At 60.5% G+C, this 15,830-nt stretch carries 18 protein-coding genes; 5 read left to right on the top strand and 13 right to left on the bottom strand.

Features of this window, described 5'->3' with window-relative positions:
• Positions 1-246: 246 nt before the first annotated feature.
• On the bottom strand, positions 247-1,161 hold the full coding sequence (locus Q4Q11_RS01230; protein ID WP_498568296.1) for a DMT family transporter: 915 nt from the start codon (positions 1,159-1,161) through the stop codon (positions 247-249).
• Between the two features lie 144 nt (positions 1,162-1,305).
• Here Q4Q11_RS01230 and Q4Q11_RS01225 point away from each other — a divergent pair, with 144 nt between their 5' ends.
• Positions 1,306-1,779, top strand: a complete 474-nt coding sequence (locus tag Q4Q11_RS01225; protein ID WP_112335727.1) for an Lrp/AsnC family transcriptional regulator — start codon at positions 1,306-1,308, stop codon at positions 1,777-1,779.
• A gap of 65 nt (positions 1,780-1,844) precedes the next feature.
• Here the strand turns inward: Q4Q11_RS01225 and mgtE are convergent, their stop codons facing one another.
• Positions 1,845-3,218, bottom strand: a complete 1,374-nt coding sequence (gene mgtE / locus Q4Q11_RS01220) for a magnesium transporter (RefSeq protein ID WP_498568295.1) — start codon at positions 3,216-3,218, stop codon at positions 1,845-1,847.
• 430 nt (positions 3,219-3,648) lie between these two features.
• Entirely contained in the window at positions 3,649-4,866 is a 1,218-nt protein-coding gene (locus Q4Q11_RS01215) for an MFS transporter (protein ID WP_498568294.1), read from the bottom strand.
• 316 nt (positions 4,867-5,182) lie between these two features.
• Here Q4Q11_RS01215 and Q4Q11_RS01210 point away from each other — a divergent pair, with 316 nt between their 5' ends.
• The gene (locus Q4Q11_RS01210) at positions 5,183-6,130 is read left to right on the top strand and encodes a diacylglycerol/lipid kinase family protein (RefSeq protein ID WP_112505709.1); all 948 of its coding nucleotides are present in this window, start codon (positions 5,183-5,185) and stop codon (positions 6,128-6,130) included.
• A 4-nt stretch (positions 6,131-6,134) separates the two neighbouring features.
• Here the strand turns inward: Q4Q11_RS01210 and Q4Q11_RS01205 are convergent, their stop codons facing one another.
• Both Q4Q11_RS01205 and Q4Q11_RS01200 read right to left on the bottom strand, forming a co-directional pair.
• Positions 6,135-6,305, bottom strand: coding sequence for a hypothetical protein (locus Q4Q11_RS01205; RefSeq protein ID WP_498568306.1), 171 nt, complete (start codon positions 6,303-6,305; stop codon positions 6,135-6,137).
• Positions 6,306-6,488: 183 nt separating this feature from the next.
• On the bottom strand, positions 6,489-7,469 hold the full coding sequence (locus tag Q4Q11_RS01200) for a glycosyltransferase family 2 protein (RefSeq protein WP_498568305.1): 981 nt from the start codon (positions 7,467-7,469) through the stop codon (positions 6,489-6,491).
• Between the two features lie 135 nt (positions 7,470-7,604).
• On the opposite strand from Q4Q11_RS01200, the gene Q4Q11_RS01195 reads away from it, so the two are divergent.
• Entirely contained in the window at positions 7,605-8,564 is a 960-nt protein-coding gene (locus Q4Q11_RS01195; protein WP_112505707.1) for a lysylphosphatidylglycerol synthase domain-containing protein, read from the top strand.
• 4 nt (positions 8,565-8,568) lie between these two features.
• Here Q4Q11_RS01195 and Q4Q11_RS01190 read toward each other — a convergent pair whose 3' ends face one another.
• The 4 genes from Q4Q11_RS01190 to Q4Q11_RS01175 are packed head-to-tail and all read right to left on the bottom strand — an operon-like array spanning position 8,569 to position 10,949.
• The gene (locus tag Q4Q11_RS01190; RefSeq protein ID WP_498568304.1) at positions 8,569-9,810 is read right to left on the bottom strand and encodes an RNA polymerase sigma factor; all 1,242 of its coding nucleotides are present in this window, start codon (positions 9,808-9,810) and stop codon (positions 8,569-8,571) included.
• Between the two features lie 11 nt (positions 9,811-9,821).
• Positions 9,822-10,199: a YciI family protein gene (locus Q4Q11_RS01185; RefSeq protein WP_112505705.1), complete on the bottom strand. Its 378-nt coding sequence runs from the start codon at positions 10,197-10,199 to the stop codon at positions 9,822-9,824.
• Positions 10,200-10,216: 17 nt separating this feature from the next.
• On the bottom strand, positions 10,217-10,579 hold the full coding sequence (locus Q4Q11_RS01180) for a YciI family protein (protein WP_112505703.1): 363 nt from the start codon (positions 10,577-10,579) through the stop codon (positions 10,217-10,219).
• 10 nt (positions 10,580-10,589) lie between these two features.
• Positions 10,590-10,949, bottom strand: a complete 360-nt coding sequence (locus Q4Q11_RS01175; protein ID WP_112505700.1) for a YciI family protein — start codon at positions 10,947-10,949, stop codon at positions 10,590-10,592.
• Positions 10,950-11,104: 155 nt separating this feature from the next.
• On the opposite strand from Q4Q11_RS01175, the gene Q4Q11_RS01170 reads away from it, so the two are divergent.
• Positions 11,105-11,335 (top strand): hypothetical protein, encoded by a 231-nt coding sequence (locus tag Q4Q11_RS01170; protein ID WP_112505697.1) that lies wholly within the window; start codon positions 11,105-11,107, stop codon positions 11,333-11,335.
• Between the two features lie 26 nt (positions 11,336-11,361).
• On the opposite strand, the gene Q4Q11_RS01165 is transcribed toward Q4Q11_RS01170, so the two are convergent.
• The 3 genes from Q4Q11_RS01165 to Q4Q11_RS01155 form a co-directional block, all read right to left on the bottom strand.
• Positions 11,362-12,864, bottom strand: a complete 1,503-nt coding sequence (locus tag Q4Q11_RS01165) for an AMP nucleosidase (RefSeq protein WP_112505694.1) — start codon at positions 12,862-12,864, stop codon at positions 11,362-11,364.
• Between the two features lie 119 nt (positions 12,865-12,983).
• The gene (locus tag Q4Q11_RS01160; protein ID WP_162701587.1) at positions 12,984-13,151 is read right to left on the bottom strand and encodes a hypothetical protein; all 168 of its coding nucleotides are present in this window, start codon (positions 13,149-13,151) and stop codon (positions 12,984-12,986) included.
• 214 nt (positions 13,152-13,365) lie between these two features.
• A complete protein-coding gene (locus Q4Q11_RS01155) occupies positions 13,366-13,704 on the bottom strand; it encodes a DUF2147 domain-containing protein (protein WP_112505691.1) in 339 nt (112 codons plus the stop codon).
• Positions 13,705-14,169: 465 nt separating this feature from the next.
• Here Q4Q11_RS01155 and Q4Q11_RS01150 point away from each other — a divergent pair, with 465 nt between their 5' ends.
• Complete coding sequence (locus Q4Q11_RS01150) at positions 14,170-14,433, top strand: tetratricopeptide repeat protein (RefSeq protein ID WP_112505688.1); 264 nt, start codon at positions 14,170-14,172, stop codon at positions 14,431-14,433.
• A 206-nt stretch (positions 14,434-14,639) separates the two neighbouring features.
• On the opposite strand, the gene Q4Q11_RS01145 is transcribed toward Q4Q11_RS01150, so the two are convergent.
• Positions 14,640-15,752, bottom strand: coding sequence for a pyridoxal phosphate-dependent aminotransferase (locus Q4Q11_RS01145; RefSeq protein WP_112505685.1), 1,113 nt, complete (start codon positions 15,750-15,752; stop codon positions 14,640-14,642).
• Positions 15,753-15,830 lie beyond the last annotated feature (78 nt).

The raw sequence follows: 15,830 nt of genomic DNA, 5'->3' as shown, positions 1-15,830 counted from the left end.
ACGGACCGGCACGTGGCTTTCAACGCGCCATTCTATGCGTCCTTAGGATTTCAAATCCTCGATGATGGAGAAAGGCCGGCCGCTCTCACGCAGATCCTGGAGAATGAATTGGCCCACGGCGCCGATCCGGCCAGACGCGTAGCCATGGCGCTTCGATTTTGATCCTAGCTCCATGAATTTCAGAGGCAAATAGAAAGAGCGGCTCAGCACTTCGCTGAACCGCTCCATATCTCAGCAAAATGCGATTTAATGCTGGACGGCCTTCCGGGCGAGCAGGCCTGTGGAAAGGGCAACGCCGACGCCGGTCACGATTGCGGCTGCAATCCCTGCCATTCCGATTTCCTCGCCGAGCAGAAAGCCGCCGCCGATCGTGGCCAGAACCGGAGTGATCGCGGTGAACGCTGCGGCTTGGGTGCCACCGAGAGCCTGGACGGCAAGACCGTAGGCAAGCGTGGCGGCAAGGCCTGATAGTAGCCCCTGGCTGACGATCTGCAGGCCGATTTCCGGCAGGGGGATTGAAGTCAGCGAGCTGCCGAAGATGGCGGCCAGACCGGCATGAATCAGGAACGACCAGACGGCGATGATGGCGCTCGATTGCACGGCGCTGAGGCCCGAGCGACGGAAAGCGTGGGTGTAGGTTGCCCAGAGCAGAGCGGCAAGCGGCAGCAGCGTGAAGCCTTCCCAGGAGATCTGCACGCCATAAAGGCTGCGGGCAAGCAGGATGACGACGCCGGCGACGATGCCACCAAGGCCGAGCCAGCGCGTGATATCGGGCCGTTCGCGAAACAGGAGCACGCCGATCAAAGCGGCCGCCAGCGGCATGGAGCCGCCGAGCAGGATACCGGCCGATGAGGCGGGCGTGAACTGGATGGCGAAGGTGGTGAGCTGGAAGAAGAGGGCGCCGGAGCCGCAGACCATCAGCGCCAGCAGCTTCAGCGGCACGCTCTTCGGCAGCAGGCCCGTCCGCCACCAGACGGGAGCGAGCACCAGCGCCGGCACGCCGTAGCGGATTAGCCCGAGGTCGATGGTGCCCATCTGCGCTTCGGCCGTGTGGCGGGTGGCCAGAATCCAGTTCGCCCAGATCAGGACTGTGACGATGGCACCGGCATAGCCGACCACGGTGGGGGTTGCCTTGCGGGTGGAGAGAGACAAAGCGGTCATCGACATATCCTTTCCAACGATCCGGTTCTCTTTCGAATGAAGAGAAGATAGCGCCGAAGGCCGAGGCATGTCCTTGCTAGTTATGTCTCAAAAATCGTGTTATCAGCAATAATCTGCCAATATCGATAATTGGACTTTTCGGATATGCCAAAACTGGATAAATTCGATATCGCGATCCTCAATTGCCTGCAGGAGGATGCGCGCGCTACCAATGTCGAGATTGCCGAGCGGGTAAATCTCTCGCCGTCTCCCTGCCTGAGGCGCATCCGAAATCTGGAAAAATCGGGGCTCTTGCGCGGCTATCGCGCAGATATCGATCGCAAGCAGGCCGGTCTCGGTCTCACGGTCTTCGTGGAACTCAAGGTAGGCCATCATTCGAAGGAGAATTCCGAGACGCAGCAGGCAGCGTTGCTCGCCATTCCGGAAGTCGTCGCCTGCCATCTGATTTCGGGCACGGCCGATTTCCTGGCGGAAGTCGTGGTCGAGGATTTGGCTGCCTATGAGAAGGTGATGTCGGAAAAGCTTCTGGTGCTTCCGGGCGTGGTCGACCTGCGTTCCAACTTTGCGATCCGCACCATCAAGACCAATGGTGCTTTGAAACTGCCACAGCCTGAATGAAACAGCCGGAGTAAAAACACAAAAGGGCCGTCGCCGGCCCCTTTGCGAGGAGAGTCTGATTATTCTCAGAGCATCGTGCCGCTGAGGATCAGCAGCGCGACCGAGAAATAGATCACAAGGCCCGTGACATCGACCAGCGTCGCGACGAACGGCGCCGATGCGCTGGCGGGGTCGAGCCGCAGCTTCTGTAAGATGAAGGGCAGCATCGAGCCGGCCAACGAGCCGAAAGTGACGATACCGATCAGCGCCGCGAATACGGTAAAGCCGACCAGCTGCCAGTGCGGACCGTAGTCGAACAGGCCAAGGCTTTGCCAGAGCACGATGCGGGCGAAGCCGACGAGGCCAAGGATCGCGCCGAGTACGATGCCGGTCGGAAGTTCCCGGAACGCAACGCGCCACCAGTCCGCAAGCTTGAGTTCACCAAGCGCCAGCGCTCGGATGATCAGCGAGGTCGCCTGCGAGCCGGAATTGCCGCCGGAGCTCATGATCAAAGGAATGAAGAGCGTCAGCACCACGGCCTTCTCCAGCTCGCCTTCGAAGTGCTGCATGGCACTTGCCGTGAGCATTTCGCCGAGGAAGAGGGCTGCGAGCCAGCCGGCACGCTTGCGGATCATGCCGGCAAAGCTGATCTTCATATAGGGCTGGCCGAGGGCTTCCATACCGCCGAACTTCTGGGCATCTTCGGTCGTATCGGCGATCATCGTGTCGATGACATCGTCGACGGTGACGATGCCGAGCATGTGGCCCTTGTCGTCGACGACCGGGAGCGCCAGCAGATCGTGGCGGCGGATCAGGCGCGCGACATCCTCCTGCTTCATCAGCGGCGGCGCCGTGACCGGCACGCCCTTCTGGGCCACGGTCAGGATGCAGGCATCCGGCTCGCCGGTGATGAGACGGCGCAGCGTCACGACATGCAGCAGCACATGCGTTTCGTCGTCGAGAACATAGATGGCGTAGACGGTTTCGCGGGAGCGCTCGACCTGGCGAACGTGGTCGAGCGTCTGGGCCACGGTCCAGCTTGCCGGCACGCTGACGAATTCCGTCGTCATGATGCCGCCTGCCGTGCGCGGCGGATAGCCCATCAGGCCCTGGATCGCCTGCTTTGCATGTTCGTCGAATGTTGCGAAGAGCCGGGCGCGAGTTTCGACATCCATTTCCAGGAGCACGTCGGCGACGCGGTCGTTGGACATGCCATGCAGCAGCCGTGCGGCGTCCGCATTGCCCATGACTTCGAGAATGGCGGGAGCGTTACGCAGTTCCGGTCGGTCGAGAATGCGCACAGCGCGCTCTTCCGGCATTTTGGCGAGAATGCGGGCAGCCTCTGCCACATCTACTGCGTTCAGAGCCTCGACACGTTCCGCAATGGTGACGGCTCGATTGTTATTGATGAATGCGCGCGCGGCATTGCCGGCCCGCGTGGGAAAGCTGTTGATGTTCATTATAGCTCGCCTTTCCGGTCGATCCGCCGTCGTAGCGGATCGTGGCGAGCCGACAGGAGTCGGTTAGTGCACGAATGCTACTGACGGCAAAGGCAATCGACTACTACTGTCGCTAGGCATCGAAAGATGACTCCGGTTAATCGGTATGGAAAACGCTGTTCCCCACGTGCGGAGAAGTCGCGCCGAAGGAATGAAAAGTCAAGAGGTGGACGCGGTTTAAGGGCCAATGTCGCAAGAAAAATTTGCTTAGGCGGCTGAAGCTTATGCAATGCACCGAAATTCGTTGCCGAACCGCCAAAGTAGCGTGAGCGGACGACACGCGTCCGGCTCGATTTTTCGGGAATTTCGCCGGCTCGGAAGCCGGTGATGATGGCCAGCTCATCATTTTCCCGCGGCGAACAGGCCGATATCGCCCTTTGAATCCACAGTCTCAGACGTGACCGGTGCGCCGCTCCAGGCCAACCGAGAGGGCGAAGACGGCAAGGCCGCCGACAGAGAGAACCGCGCCGACATATCCGGTCGCGGCCGCGGTGAAGCCCCAGGAGATTACGAGCCCGCCGAGCCAGGCGCCGAGCGCATTGGCGATATTGAAGGCGGAGTGATTGGAGGCCGCGGCCAGCGTTTGCGCATCCGCAGCCACATCCATCAGGCGGGTCTGTACGGCGGGACAGGCGGCAAAGCCGCAGCCGATCAGAAAGACGCAGATGCAGAGCATGACGGGATTGGCGGCGGTCAGGGAGAACAGCATCATGATAACGATGTTGAAGATCATCATGCCGCCGATCGTTCCCTTGATCGAGATATCGCCGAGGCGCGAACCGACGATATTGCCGACATTCATGCCGATGCCGAAGAGAGCAAGCACCACGGGCACCATGGCGCTGCCGAGGCCGGCGACCTCGGTCGTCGTTGTGGCGACGTAGCTGAAGATCGAAAACATGCCGCCGAAGCCGATGGCGGCGACGCCAAGCGAAAGCCAGACCTGGATACGCTTCAAGGCACCCAGTTCGCGGGTGATGCTGGCGCCTTCCTCGACCTTGTCCTTCGGCAGGAAGAGGGCGATCAGCAGCATAGCAACGAGGCCGACGCCGCCGACCATCATGAAGGCCGCACGCCATTCGAGAACCTGGCCAAGGAAGGTTGCGATCGGCGTACCGATCAGCGTCGCGATCGTGAGGCCAAGCATGACCTGGCCGACGGCGCGCACACGGCGGTGGGCCGGCACCATAGAGGCGGCAACGAGCGCCGCGACACCGAAATAGGCGCCATGCGGCAAGCCGGTGATGAATCGCAGCGCGGTGAAGCTTTCGAACGTCGGCGCAAAGGCGCTGGAAATATTGCCGGCGGCAAAGATCGCCATCATCAGCAGGAGCAGCGTGCGGCGCGCCATCTTGGCGGCAAGTACGGCGATAATGGGCGCACCGACGACGACGCCGAGGGCATAGGCACTGATCACGTGGCCCGCTTCCGGCGTGGTGACGCCGAAAGTGCCGGCAACATTGGGCAGAAGTCCCATGATCACGAATTCGCCCGTGCCGATGCCGAAGCTGCCGACCGCCAGAGCCAATGTCACCAGCGCGATCGTGGCGCGTGAGGGCGCTTCGAGGGAGGTTTGGGTATCGAGGACCTCGACGGCAATATCGCTCACGAAAACTCCTTGGGCGGCAAATCGGATCATGCGCCGAGAATGAGGCGGCAAATCCCAGCACGGCGCTCAGTGCATCAAAATGGAATAAGGGACTGGTGGGGCATGGACATGCCTCCGTTGATACTATCAATGAGGGCATTATTTCTGTCGTGTGCATTTTTTGCAGCGCAGTATGTCGGATCATGCATAAGTCTGTTGCCGCCGGTCGGGCGAAGCGGTCGCCATGCTTGAAATCGTTCCAACCGAAACCATCTGACAAGGAGCGCACGGGGTTTCAGCCCCTCAGAGATAATTTGCGGGAAGACCGAGAGCCCCAATGAAGTTGATCGGCTTTTTCAATCGCGACGGCGGCACGTTCCGCACAACCGATATGGCTGCTTACGAGAAAAAAGCGGAACAGGTCTTTCGCGACGCCGGCCACGATTTCGAAGCTGTGGTGGTGGAGGGGCGCAACATCGTGTCGTCGATGGAGCGTGCCGCACGCCGCGACGACATCGACGGGATCGTCGCAGGCGGAGGAGACGGCACGATTTCGGCGGCCGCCGCCATCGCCTGGAAGAACGGCGTCGCGCTTGGCGTCATCCCAGCCGGCACCATGAACCTCTTTGCCCGCTCGCTGCGCCTGCCGCTCGACATCTGGCAGACGCTCGTCGTGCTGGCGACAGGCGAGGTCGACAATGTCGATATCGGCAGCGCTAATGGCCGCGCCTTCATTCATCAGTTTTCAGCGGGCCTGCATGCGCGCATGGTGCGCTATCGCAACGCCTATACCTATCGCTCCCGCATCGGCAAAATGTCGGCGAGCACCCGGGCCGCCTTCGGCGTCATCGCCAATCCGCCGGAATTCGATGTCGATTTCGAGGCCGGCGGCATTCGCGAGCGCAGGCATGTCTCGGCGATCTCCGTCTCCAACAATCCCTTCGGCGCCAATGCGTTGCTTTACGCCGACAGTCTTCGCAGCGGCGAGCTCGGTTTTTACACGGCAAAGCCACTGCGGCCGCTCGGCGTTGCCCGCCTTGCGTTCGATATGCTGCGCGGCCGGGTTCGCGAGAACACGGACGTCATGGTCATGCACGCGCCGGAGGTGCATCTGCATTTCCCGAAGCTGCGGCACCTTTCGAACTGCGTCATGGATGGTGAATTGCTGCCGCTCGAGCGGGACGTGACGCTGAAGGTGCACCCCGGCGAGCTTAGGGTCATGGTTCGGCAAGGGACCGCCGCCAGCGTCAAGCGTGAAGGTATCATCGATAGCGTGGCTATTTGATCGCTCAAAGGCGGGGCACGTAGGTCCGATAGTCGAAATCCGAAGCGCAGCGCAGATGGCGGATCGCTTCCTTGTGCTTCGTATCTCCGTAAAGCCGCTGATACCGCTCACTGAAAATATCCTGCATGCTGGCTTCGCCGCCGCTCGTCATCAGCCTTGAGGAAGTAGATGCCATGGTGCGCATCGCGCGGGGCGCGCTCGACGCTGTCTGGGCGAAAGTGAAACCGTGATCAGCGCCTCGGCGCTGATGCCGGCACTTCCCGCTTGCCCGCCTTGTGAAGGCTCTTGATATCCTCTTTCGGACCAATGCGCGGTTCAGCTCCTTTTGCGGATAGGCCCGTGCATGGGCGCAATATGCCTAGGCGTCCTGATGATCGCGATCGAAGATCTTGCGCACGATGTAGTTCGGCGAAAGGTCGTCGCGATAATAGATGCGGGCGATCATTTCGGCGAGAATGCCTGTCGTGATCATCTGCACCGATGACAGGAGCAGCACGACGCCGACCATCAGTAGCGGACGGCTGCCGATATCGTCGCCGAAGATGAATTTATCGATGAAGAGCCAGAGCAGGATCACGCCGGCAAGCGCACCGAGGCCGAGGCCGAGCGAGCCGAAGAAGTGTCCCGGCCGTGCCTTGTAGCGCATGAAGAACATCACCGACAGCAGATCGAGGATGACGCGGAAAGTGCGCGAGATCCCGTATTTCGACGTGCCGTGCTGGCGGGCATGGTGGGTGACCGGGACTTCGCCGATCCGCGAGCTCGGTACGACGCCGGCAACCCAGGCGGGGATGAAGCGATGCATCTCGCCCATCAGCTTCACCTGCTTGATGATAGAGGAACGATAGATCTTCAGGCTGCAGCCATAATCGTGCAGTTTGACGCCGGTGATGCGGCCGATCAGGTAATTGGCGCACCATGAGGGAATCTTGCGCAGCAGGAGGCCGTCCTGGCGGTTCTTGCGCCAGCCGACGAGCAGATCGAGCTGGCGCCGTTCAAGCTCTTCGACCATGGAGGGGATATCCCTCGGGTCGTTCTGCAGGTCGCCGTCCATGGTCGCGATCAGACGGCCGTTGGCCGCATCGATGCCGGCCTGCATAGCCGCGGTCTGGCCGAAATTGCGCTGAAGCTCGACGATGCGCAGGATCAACCCTTCCTGCGAAAGCGACCGTCGGGCATTGACGAGCGTCGCGTCCGTGCTGCCGTCGTCGACCAGGATCAGCTCCCAGGATTTGGCAAAGCCGGTCATGGCTGCACAGATGCGCTCGATGAGCGGGCCGACGCTTTCTTCCTCGTTGAAGACGGGCACGACCAGCGAAAGCTCAAGGGGACTCGCCATATCGGCCTGGGGGAGGGGCGACTCTGCCGTTGTCTGCAACACTTCTTTCTCCTAAAAGACCGGCAGAACCTGCCGGACGGAACGAGCGAGAAGTCCGGTTTCAGCCTTCCGCTCGCATTTGGGTGCCCTAACTACATGAAGACTCCGACGGTTGCCAGCCGACAGAATTGGTTTATTCGCAACCGAATGACGCTGCTGACGCTCGCGGTCGTAGTAGCCTACGCCGGCTTCATCGAATGGTTCTGGGGCTGGGGCTCGATCCTGGCGCAATGGGGCAAGGTCGGCGCATTGCCCATCCTTCTCGCTCTCGCATTTCTGACCGGCACCTATTTCCTGCGGACCTGGCGCATCTATGACTACTTTCCGAAGGAAACATCGGGCCATTTCGCGGCGCTGTTCCGCGTGACGCAGGTCCATAATCTGCTGAATATCATGATGCCGTTCCGCACGGGGGAAACGAGCTTTCCGGTACTGATGCGCTCGGAGTTCGGCATTCCGCTGGCGCGGGGAACCTCGGCGCTGTTCGTCATGCGGCTGCTCGACCTGCATGCGCTGCTGGCCGCAGCCGGCGTCGGCCTTGCGCTTGCTTCGTCTTATCATGTCCTGGCCTGGATGCTGTGGGCGGTTTTTCTGCTGCTGCCGGTCGCAGGCTTTGCCTCTCGCCGGCCCCTGATCCGTCTTGCAGCCCGCGTTCTGCCGAAGAAGGCGCAAGGGTTGGTGCATGAGCTGGAACGCGGCCTGCCGGTCAACGCCCGGGCCTTTGCGCGCGCCTGGCTGACGACCATCGTCAACTGGCTGGTCAAGGTCGTGGTGCTTGCCTGGGCGCTCGGCCTGATGAACGTGACGCCGCTCTCGGCAAGCTTCGGCGGCGCGCTCGGCGGCGAACTGTCGTCAGTCCTGCCCGTGCATGCGCCAGGAGGTGTGGGCACCTATCCGGCCGGCATCACCGCCGGCGCGATGGCCTTCGGCGCTTCGAGCGCGAAGGAGGCAATCGAAAATCTCGCACAGGCCAGCATCAATGCTCACCTGCTGATCGTGGTTTCCGCGCTGACGGGAACCGCGATCGGATTGTTGATCTCGCGCAAGCGCGGCTGACCGGCTACTGTAGCGTCTTGCTCTCAAGCTCGGCCAATCGCCTGCGCAGGAATGCCTGCTCCGGCGCCTGCTGACACAGCGAAAGCGCGGTTTGGTAAGATTGCCGCGCCTCGTCCGTCCGGCCAAGTTGGCGCAGAAAATCGGCCTTCGCCGCATGGGTGAGATGATACCGCGCCATGCGTTCCTCTTGCAGCAATCCGTCGACAATGGAAAGCGCCGCCGACGGTCCGTCACGCATGGAGACGGCGACTGCCCGATTGAGTTCGATCACCGGGGAGGGGCTTGCGATCAGCAGCAGGTCGTAGAGCATCACGAGTTGCCGCCAGTCGGTATCCTCAGCGGTCACGGCGCGCGCATGTTCCGCCGCAATCGCGGCCTGCAGGGTGTAGCTGCCTACGCTCTCCGCTGACATGGCCCGCGCCGATAGCGCCAGGCCTTCGCGGATCTGACTGTGATCCCAAAGCGCGCGATCCTGGTCGACAAGCAGCACCAGATCGCCTGATGTATCGGTGCGCGCATCTCGTCGCGAATCCTGCAGCAGCATGATCGCCAGCAGCCCCTCGACCTCCGGATCCGGCAATAGCTGCAGCAGCAGCCTGCCGAGCCGTATGGCCTCCGCGGCAAGATCGGCGCGCACGATCGCAGCGCCCGATGATGCCGAATAGCCCTCGTTGAAGACGAGGTAGATGACATGCAGCACCTGCGCCAGCCGCTCCGGCAGATGAGCTTTATCGGGCACTTCGTAGGGAATATGGGCAGCACGGATGCGGTTCTTGGCGCGGACGATGCGCTGGGCGACTGTCGGAGCCGGGATCAGGAAGGCATGGGCGATCTCTTCCGTCGTTAGCCCGCAGACTTCGCGCAAAGCCATGGCCATACGTGCCTCGGCGGGTACGAGGGGATGGCAGCAGGTGAAGATCAGCCGCAGCATGTCGTCCTCGATCTCCTCGTTTTCCGACGTCTCCATTGTTTCGCCCTCCGGATAGAGACTGTCAGCGATATCGGCCTGCGCAGTATCGAAGCGCGTTCGGCGCCTGATGTGATCGATCGCGCGAAAGCGGCCGGCTGAGACGAGCCAGGCATAGGGATTGGCCGGGATCGTCTCCTCCGTCCATTGCTGCGCCGCTGCTGCAAAGGCATCGTGAAGGGCCTCCTCGGCCCTGTCGAAATCGCCAAGCAGACGGATCAGCGTTGCCAGCACGCGGCGTGAGTGACTGCGATAGATACTATCGATGGTCTGGTTCAGCGACACGGGCGTCAATTATTCTCCGCGAGATCGCCTTGAAGCGTCAGGATGCGCACCGGGCGGATCTCGACGGCGCCGTAACGCGCTGAGGGAATGCGCTTGGCGATATCGGCAGCGCCCTCGAGGTCTGGGGCTTCGATGAGATAGAAGCCGGCCAGATGCTCCTTCGTCTCCGCGAACGGCCCGTCCGTCACCGAAAATCCTTTGCCGTCCGGGCGGATGACGATCGATTTGTCCCGAAGCGCCAGCGCTTCCGAAACGATCATGGTGCCGTCCCGCTGTAAGGCTTCGTCAAAGACGAAATGCTCGGCGACCAGATGATTCATTTCCCTTTGCGTCAGTCTTCCGTCGATATCGACGGGCATGTAGATCAAGCATAGAAACCGCATCTATTTTCCTTTCTCAATCATTCGTCCGGAAAGCGGATGTCGAAGGCTGCGCGAACCTCGATCATGCCGTAGTGCGCGACGGGGAAGGTGGCGGCGATACGGGTCGCTTCCTCCATGTCCTGGGCCTCGATCAGCACGAAGCCGCCGAGATGTTCCTTGATCTCCGCGAATGGGCCGTCGGTAACGGTGGTTCCGTCCTTGCGTACACGAACCGTTCTCGCCGTCTCCGGTTCGCGCAAGGCATTGGCGACGATGAGATGGCCGCTGTGGCGCAGCCGGTTGTCGTTGTCGATCGAATCCTGCGTCAGCTTTCGCCCTTCCTCTTCGGAAATCTTGGCGATTTCCGCGCTCTCGAACCACACCTGGCAAAGGAATTTCATCGTCGCCTCCTCAAACGTTCGGGCCGAAGGAATAGATCGGCCGCACCTCTATGGCGCCGAGCTTGGCCAGCGGAATGCCGGCGGCAATCCGGATCGCATCATTCAGGTCCTTCGCTTCGATCAGGATGAAGCCGCCTAGGTACTCCTTGGTTTCGATGAAGGGACCGTCCGTCACCGATGTCTCGCCATTACGGACCCGCACTGTCACCGCAGACTTCGGCGATTGCAGCGCTTCGGCATGGATCATATTTCCGCTCGCCATCAGATCTCGGTCATAGCCGAGCGAATCCGCATCGAGCTTGTGCTTTTCCTCCTTGGCCATGGCATCGAGCCTCGTGCCATCGAACCAGACCTGGCAGAGATATTTCATCGCAGCGTCTCCTCTTCAATTTGCTGACAGCCATAGACGAGCGGCTGCGAAGCAAATCGACATCCCGATCCGCAGCATGACAAAAATTTCCGGTGCTGTCGAAAAAGCTCGAGGCCGGACGACCAGTTCCGTCATCTCAAAAAGGAGAAACGGACATGTACAATCTTGAAGCAGCCCTCATCCACAACTGGCACAAGAAGACCCTGTCGGATGAAGAGTTATTGCAAATGTCAAATCCCGGCGAAGTGATTGCCCGCACGATGATCGGATTTGCTATTTTTGCCGTGATGATCCTTGGTCTGAATTTATGGGCGGCGCCAAACGACGAACGGCCGCAAGTCGCGGCCGCTCACCAGGAGCAATCGGTGTCAGCAGAAAAGCAATAGGGTGAAGCCCCATTGCCTGCTGGCGCTTACTGAAATGCCGTTTCGAAGAAGCTGCGCAGCTTGCGCGAATGCAGCGCTTCCGGCGGCATGGCGGCCAGTTTCTGGATGGCGCGGATGCCGATCTGCAGATGCTGGTTCACTTGCGTACGGTAGAAGGCCGTCGCCATGCCAGGCAGTTTCAGCTCGCCATGCAGAGGCTTGTCCGAAACGCAGAGCAATGTGCCGTAGGGAACGCGGAAGCGGAAGCCGTTGGCGGCGATCGTTGCCGATTCCATATCGAGCGCGACAGCGCGGGCCTGCGACAGCCGCTTCACCGGGCCTGCCTGATCGCGCAGTTCCCAGTTGCGGTTGTCGATGGTGCCGACTGTGCCCGTGCGCATGATGCGCTTCAGCTCGAAGCCTTCATAGCCGGTGATCTCGGCAACGGCGGCCTCAAGCGCCACCTGCACTTCGGCGAGCGCCGGGATCGGCACCCAGACCGGCAGATCGTCATCGAGAACGTGATCCTCGCGCATATAGGCATGGGCGAGCACATAATCGCCGAGGCGCTGGCTGTTGCGCAGGCCGGCGCAATGGCCGAGCATCAGCCAGGCATGCGGGCGAAGCACGGCGACGTGGTCGGTGATCGTCTTGGCGTTGGAGGGACCGACGCCGATATTGATCATGGTGATCCCGGCATGGCCTTTCTTCTTCAGATGGTAGGCGGGCATCTGCGGCAGTCGCGGTGGCGTGGTGTCGCCTTCGGGATGACTGAAGCCAGCCTTGGTGATGATGTTTCCCGGTTCGACAAACTCGGTATAACCGTCGCCGCCCTTGGCCATCAGATCCCGCGCCCAAGTGCAGAATTCGTCGATATAGAACTGGTAGTTCGTGAACAGCACGAAATTCTGAAAATGCGCCGCGCTGGTCGCCGTGTAATGGACGAGGCGAGCCAGAGAATAGTCTATGCGCTGCGCCGTGAAGGGTGCAAGCGGCGAGGGCTCGCCTGGTGGCGGGATATATTCCCCGTTGGCGATTTCGTCGTCGGTCGTGTTCAGATCGGGCGTATCGAAGAGGTCGCGTAGCGGAATGTCTTCGAAGACGGCAGCAGAGGATTCGACATGCGCACCTTCGCCGAATGCGAAATGCAGCGGGATCGGCGTCGTCGATTCCGACACGACCACCGGAACATTATGGCTGCGCATCAGGAGCGTCAGCTGTTCCTTGAGATAATGCTTGAAGAGCTGCGGGCGGGTGATCGTCGTCGTATAGACGCCTGGCGCGGTGACATGCCCGTAGGAGAGGCGCGAATCGACATGGCCGAAGCTCGTCGTCTCGATGCTGACTTGCGGATAGAAGGCGCGATAGCGCGCCGTGATTGGCGCGCCCTTGGCAAGCTTGGCGAAATTGTCGATCAGAAACGCGGTATTGCGCTCATAAAGCTCGGCCAGCGCATCGACGGCCTTGCCCGGATCATCGAAGGTCCGGGGCTGGAACGGGCTGGGGGAGGAGATGTCGAGGGGTGAAAAAGAAGAGATTCTGTTGCTCATGAGCCATTATAGAGTGTCATTGGTTACAAGCAAACGACGTTGCGGCTCATGATCCGAATTCTCGCAGCTATTTTGCGGCCACATCGGGTCCTCCGCGCATCGGGCGCGGAGATAGTCCCTTACTGCACGGTCGTGCAGTAAGGGGTGCCGGTTTGCAGGCAAGTGAAGCTTGCACCGAAATGCGACTGCGCACCGCTGCGGCCCGCATGCTCCACCGCAACCGAGAAGCTGAATGCAAAGACGGCGGCAAACAGCATGATAACAACAAAACGCCGTGCGATAATCATCGAGTCCATGTTCCTGGCCCTACCAGTGCCCTATACTGGACATTGTTTTGCCATGGTCAGGCTGAACAGGTGCTGAGATACCGGTTCATCCGGCGTTCAGAAATATTACCGGTTTCGAATGGTCGCCCGCCTTTATCCGCAGGCAAATAACAAAAGACCTGCCGGCTGATAGCGGGCAGGCCTGACATGCATTTTGTAAGAGGCAAACGCCTTTTTAAAGTCTCGTCCAGGTCTGCGATTTGCAGAATACCTTCAGCACGCAGCCCTTCATCCTCACGCTATTGCCGCTCACGGTGCCGGAACCGCTATAGGTCTTATCTTCGGAGGGATCTGTCAGCTCGCCTGTATAGCTGCCGCCCTTGCCCTGCATCTTGCCGATCTGCTTGCCGGCATATTTTCCGGTCTTCAGCGTTACGCAGTAGCTGTCCGCACAAGGCATGATGGCGGCGGTATCGCCCTCGACGGTTTTCCAGTTGCCGACGATCGGCTCTTCGGCAAAAGCCGCGCTCGCGCCCAGCAGCAGCGCGGCAGCAAGAATGGTGGCACGGATCATGATGTTGTTTCTCCCCCGGACGCCGCCCGGCATTCCAGACGGGCATAAGGTCAAGATTATCTGACGCGAACGTAAAGGTAAATATGGTTTTCGGAGCGCAGATCGCCTCTGTCGTCTCGTCCATCAGCCTTGTTGAATACTTCATCCAATCGGAACGCGTTCCTTTTGTGGTGAAGAAAGAGTTTAAATTCAAATCCTAACAGAAGATTAAACTCGCCCGAAAATCCTTAATTTGCAAGGGAAGCGATGTTTAACAAAATCCCAAGTTTACCAAGCATTTGCACTTTGTTTGCATCGAATTAATCATGCATTTTAGGCGTTTTTTGAAAGCCGTCTGCGATAGTGAAGCCATCAAACGAGCGGGGCAAACCCGCCGGCCGGAAGAACCGGAAAGCCGCGAACGACGGCAAGGTTCGGACGGAAAACAGGGCAGATACGAACAGAAGTCAAACAGGGATAATAGCAATGGCACGCTTCGAAACGACGATGTCTGGAAATGCCATGATGGGTGGTAACGGCGCCGATGCACTTTGCGAATTGGGCGTGAACTACGCGACCGGCAGGGGCTGCACCGCGGACCTCATTGCCGCTCACAAATGGTTGAATATCGCGGCCATCCGCGGCAGCGAGCGTGCCGCCGAACTTCGTGCCGACGTCGCAGCGACCTTGACCAAGATGCAGCTCGCAGCAGCGCTGCGCGCCGCCCGCGAATGGATGACCACGCACTGAACCGCGTCGAATCGAATGCCACTTCCTGACCTCGGAAGAGGGGATGCCGGCGGCCGAAGGAGATGCCAGCCGAAATGATGAAAACCGCGACCGGCCGGGACAAGGCAGGCGCGGTTTCGTCGTTTCGCAGCAACTCCAGGAAAAGCATGTAGCGGTTTTTCGTCCGGAATTGTGTAAAAAAATCAATACAGGATGCCTCCCGCCGGTCAGCCGATCGCCTTCAGTACTTTCGGCAGTGCTTCGGCCAAGAGATCCAGATCCTGCTTGGGGCCGACGCTGACGCGGATGCAGCGATTGAGCGGGGCTACGCCCGGCATGCGGATAAAAACGCCGTGCTGGATCAGCCCGTCGACGATCGCGCGGGCATAGGTGCCGTCTCGGCCGCAATCGATGGCGACGAAGTTTGTGGCCGAGGCAAGAGGCAGCAAGCCATTGTCGCGGGCGATCGTACCGATCTCTTCGCGCGCGGCCCGGATCTTGCCGACCACCTCGGCGAGATAGGCCTGATCCTTCAGGGCAGCAAGGGCCGCCACGGTCGCGAGCCTGTTCATGCCGAAATGATTGCGGATCTTGTCGAAGGTCAGCACCGTCTCCGGCGCGCCGATGGCATAGCCGACGCGGGCGCCGGCCAGCCCATAGGCCTTGGAGAAGGTGCGGGTGCGCAGCACGTTCGGCAGGCCGATCAGATCGGAAATCGCCGGCAGCGAGCTGGCCGGTCCGGTTTCGCTATAGGCTTCGTCGAGCACCAGCAGACAGTTTTCCGGCAGCGCACGGGCAAAGGCGACGATCTTGTCGGCATCCCACCAGCTGCCCATCGGATTGTCGGGATTGGCGAAATAGACGAGCGGCGCATTCTCGCGCTTCACCGCCTCAAGCAGCCCGCCGAGATCCTCGCGGTCATCGACGTAAGGCACGGTAACGAGGCGACCGCCGAAACCGGCGACATGGAAATTGAAGGTGGGATAACCGCCGAGCGAAGTGACGACGGGCGTGCCCGGTTCGACGACCATACGGACGATCAGGCCGAGCAGGCTGTCGATGCCTTCACCGACGGCGATGCTCGCCGCCTGTACGCCGAGGTGCGCGGCAAGCGCCTGCTTCAGCTCGTAATTTTCCGGATCGTTGTACATCCAGATATCGCCGGCCCCTTCGCGCATGGCCGCGATGACGGAAGGCGCTGGTCCAAAACCGTTTTCATTGGCGCCGATACGGGCTCGGACCGTCAACCCGCGCTGACGCTCCAGCGCTTCGGGGCCGACGAAGGGCACGGTGGAGGGAAGGGCGCTGATCAGCGGCGTGAAGCGCGAGAAGGCGGACATGCTGGCTTTGTTTCCCGAATGCAGTTGCAAGACGCAGCAGAATAGGCGCTTGGCAGGTGGTTGCAAGGTGGAAAGACA

This window comes from Rhizobium sp. UFLA01-1127 (genome assembly GCF_059803845.1).
The sequence above is the reverse complement of the archived record's forward strand: the minus strand, read 5'-3'. Positions and strand labels throughout refer to the sequence as shown.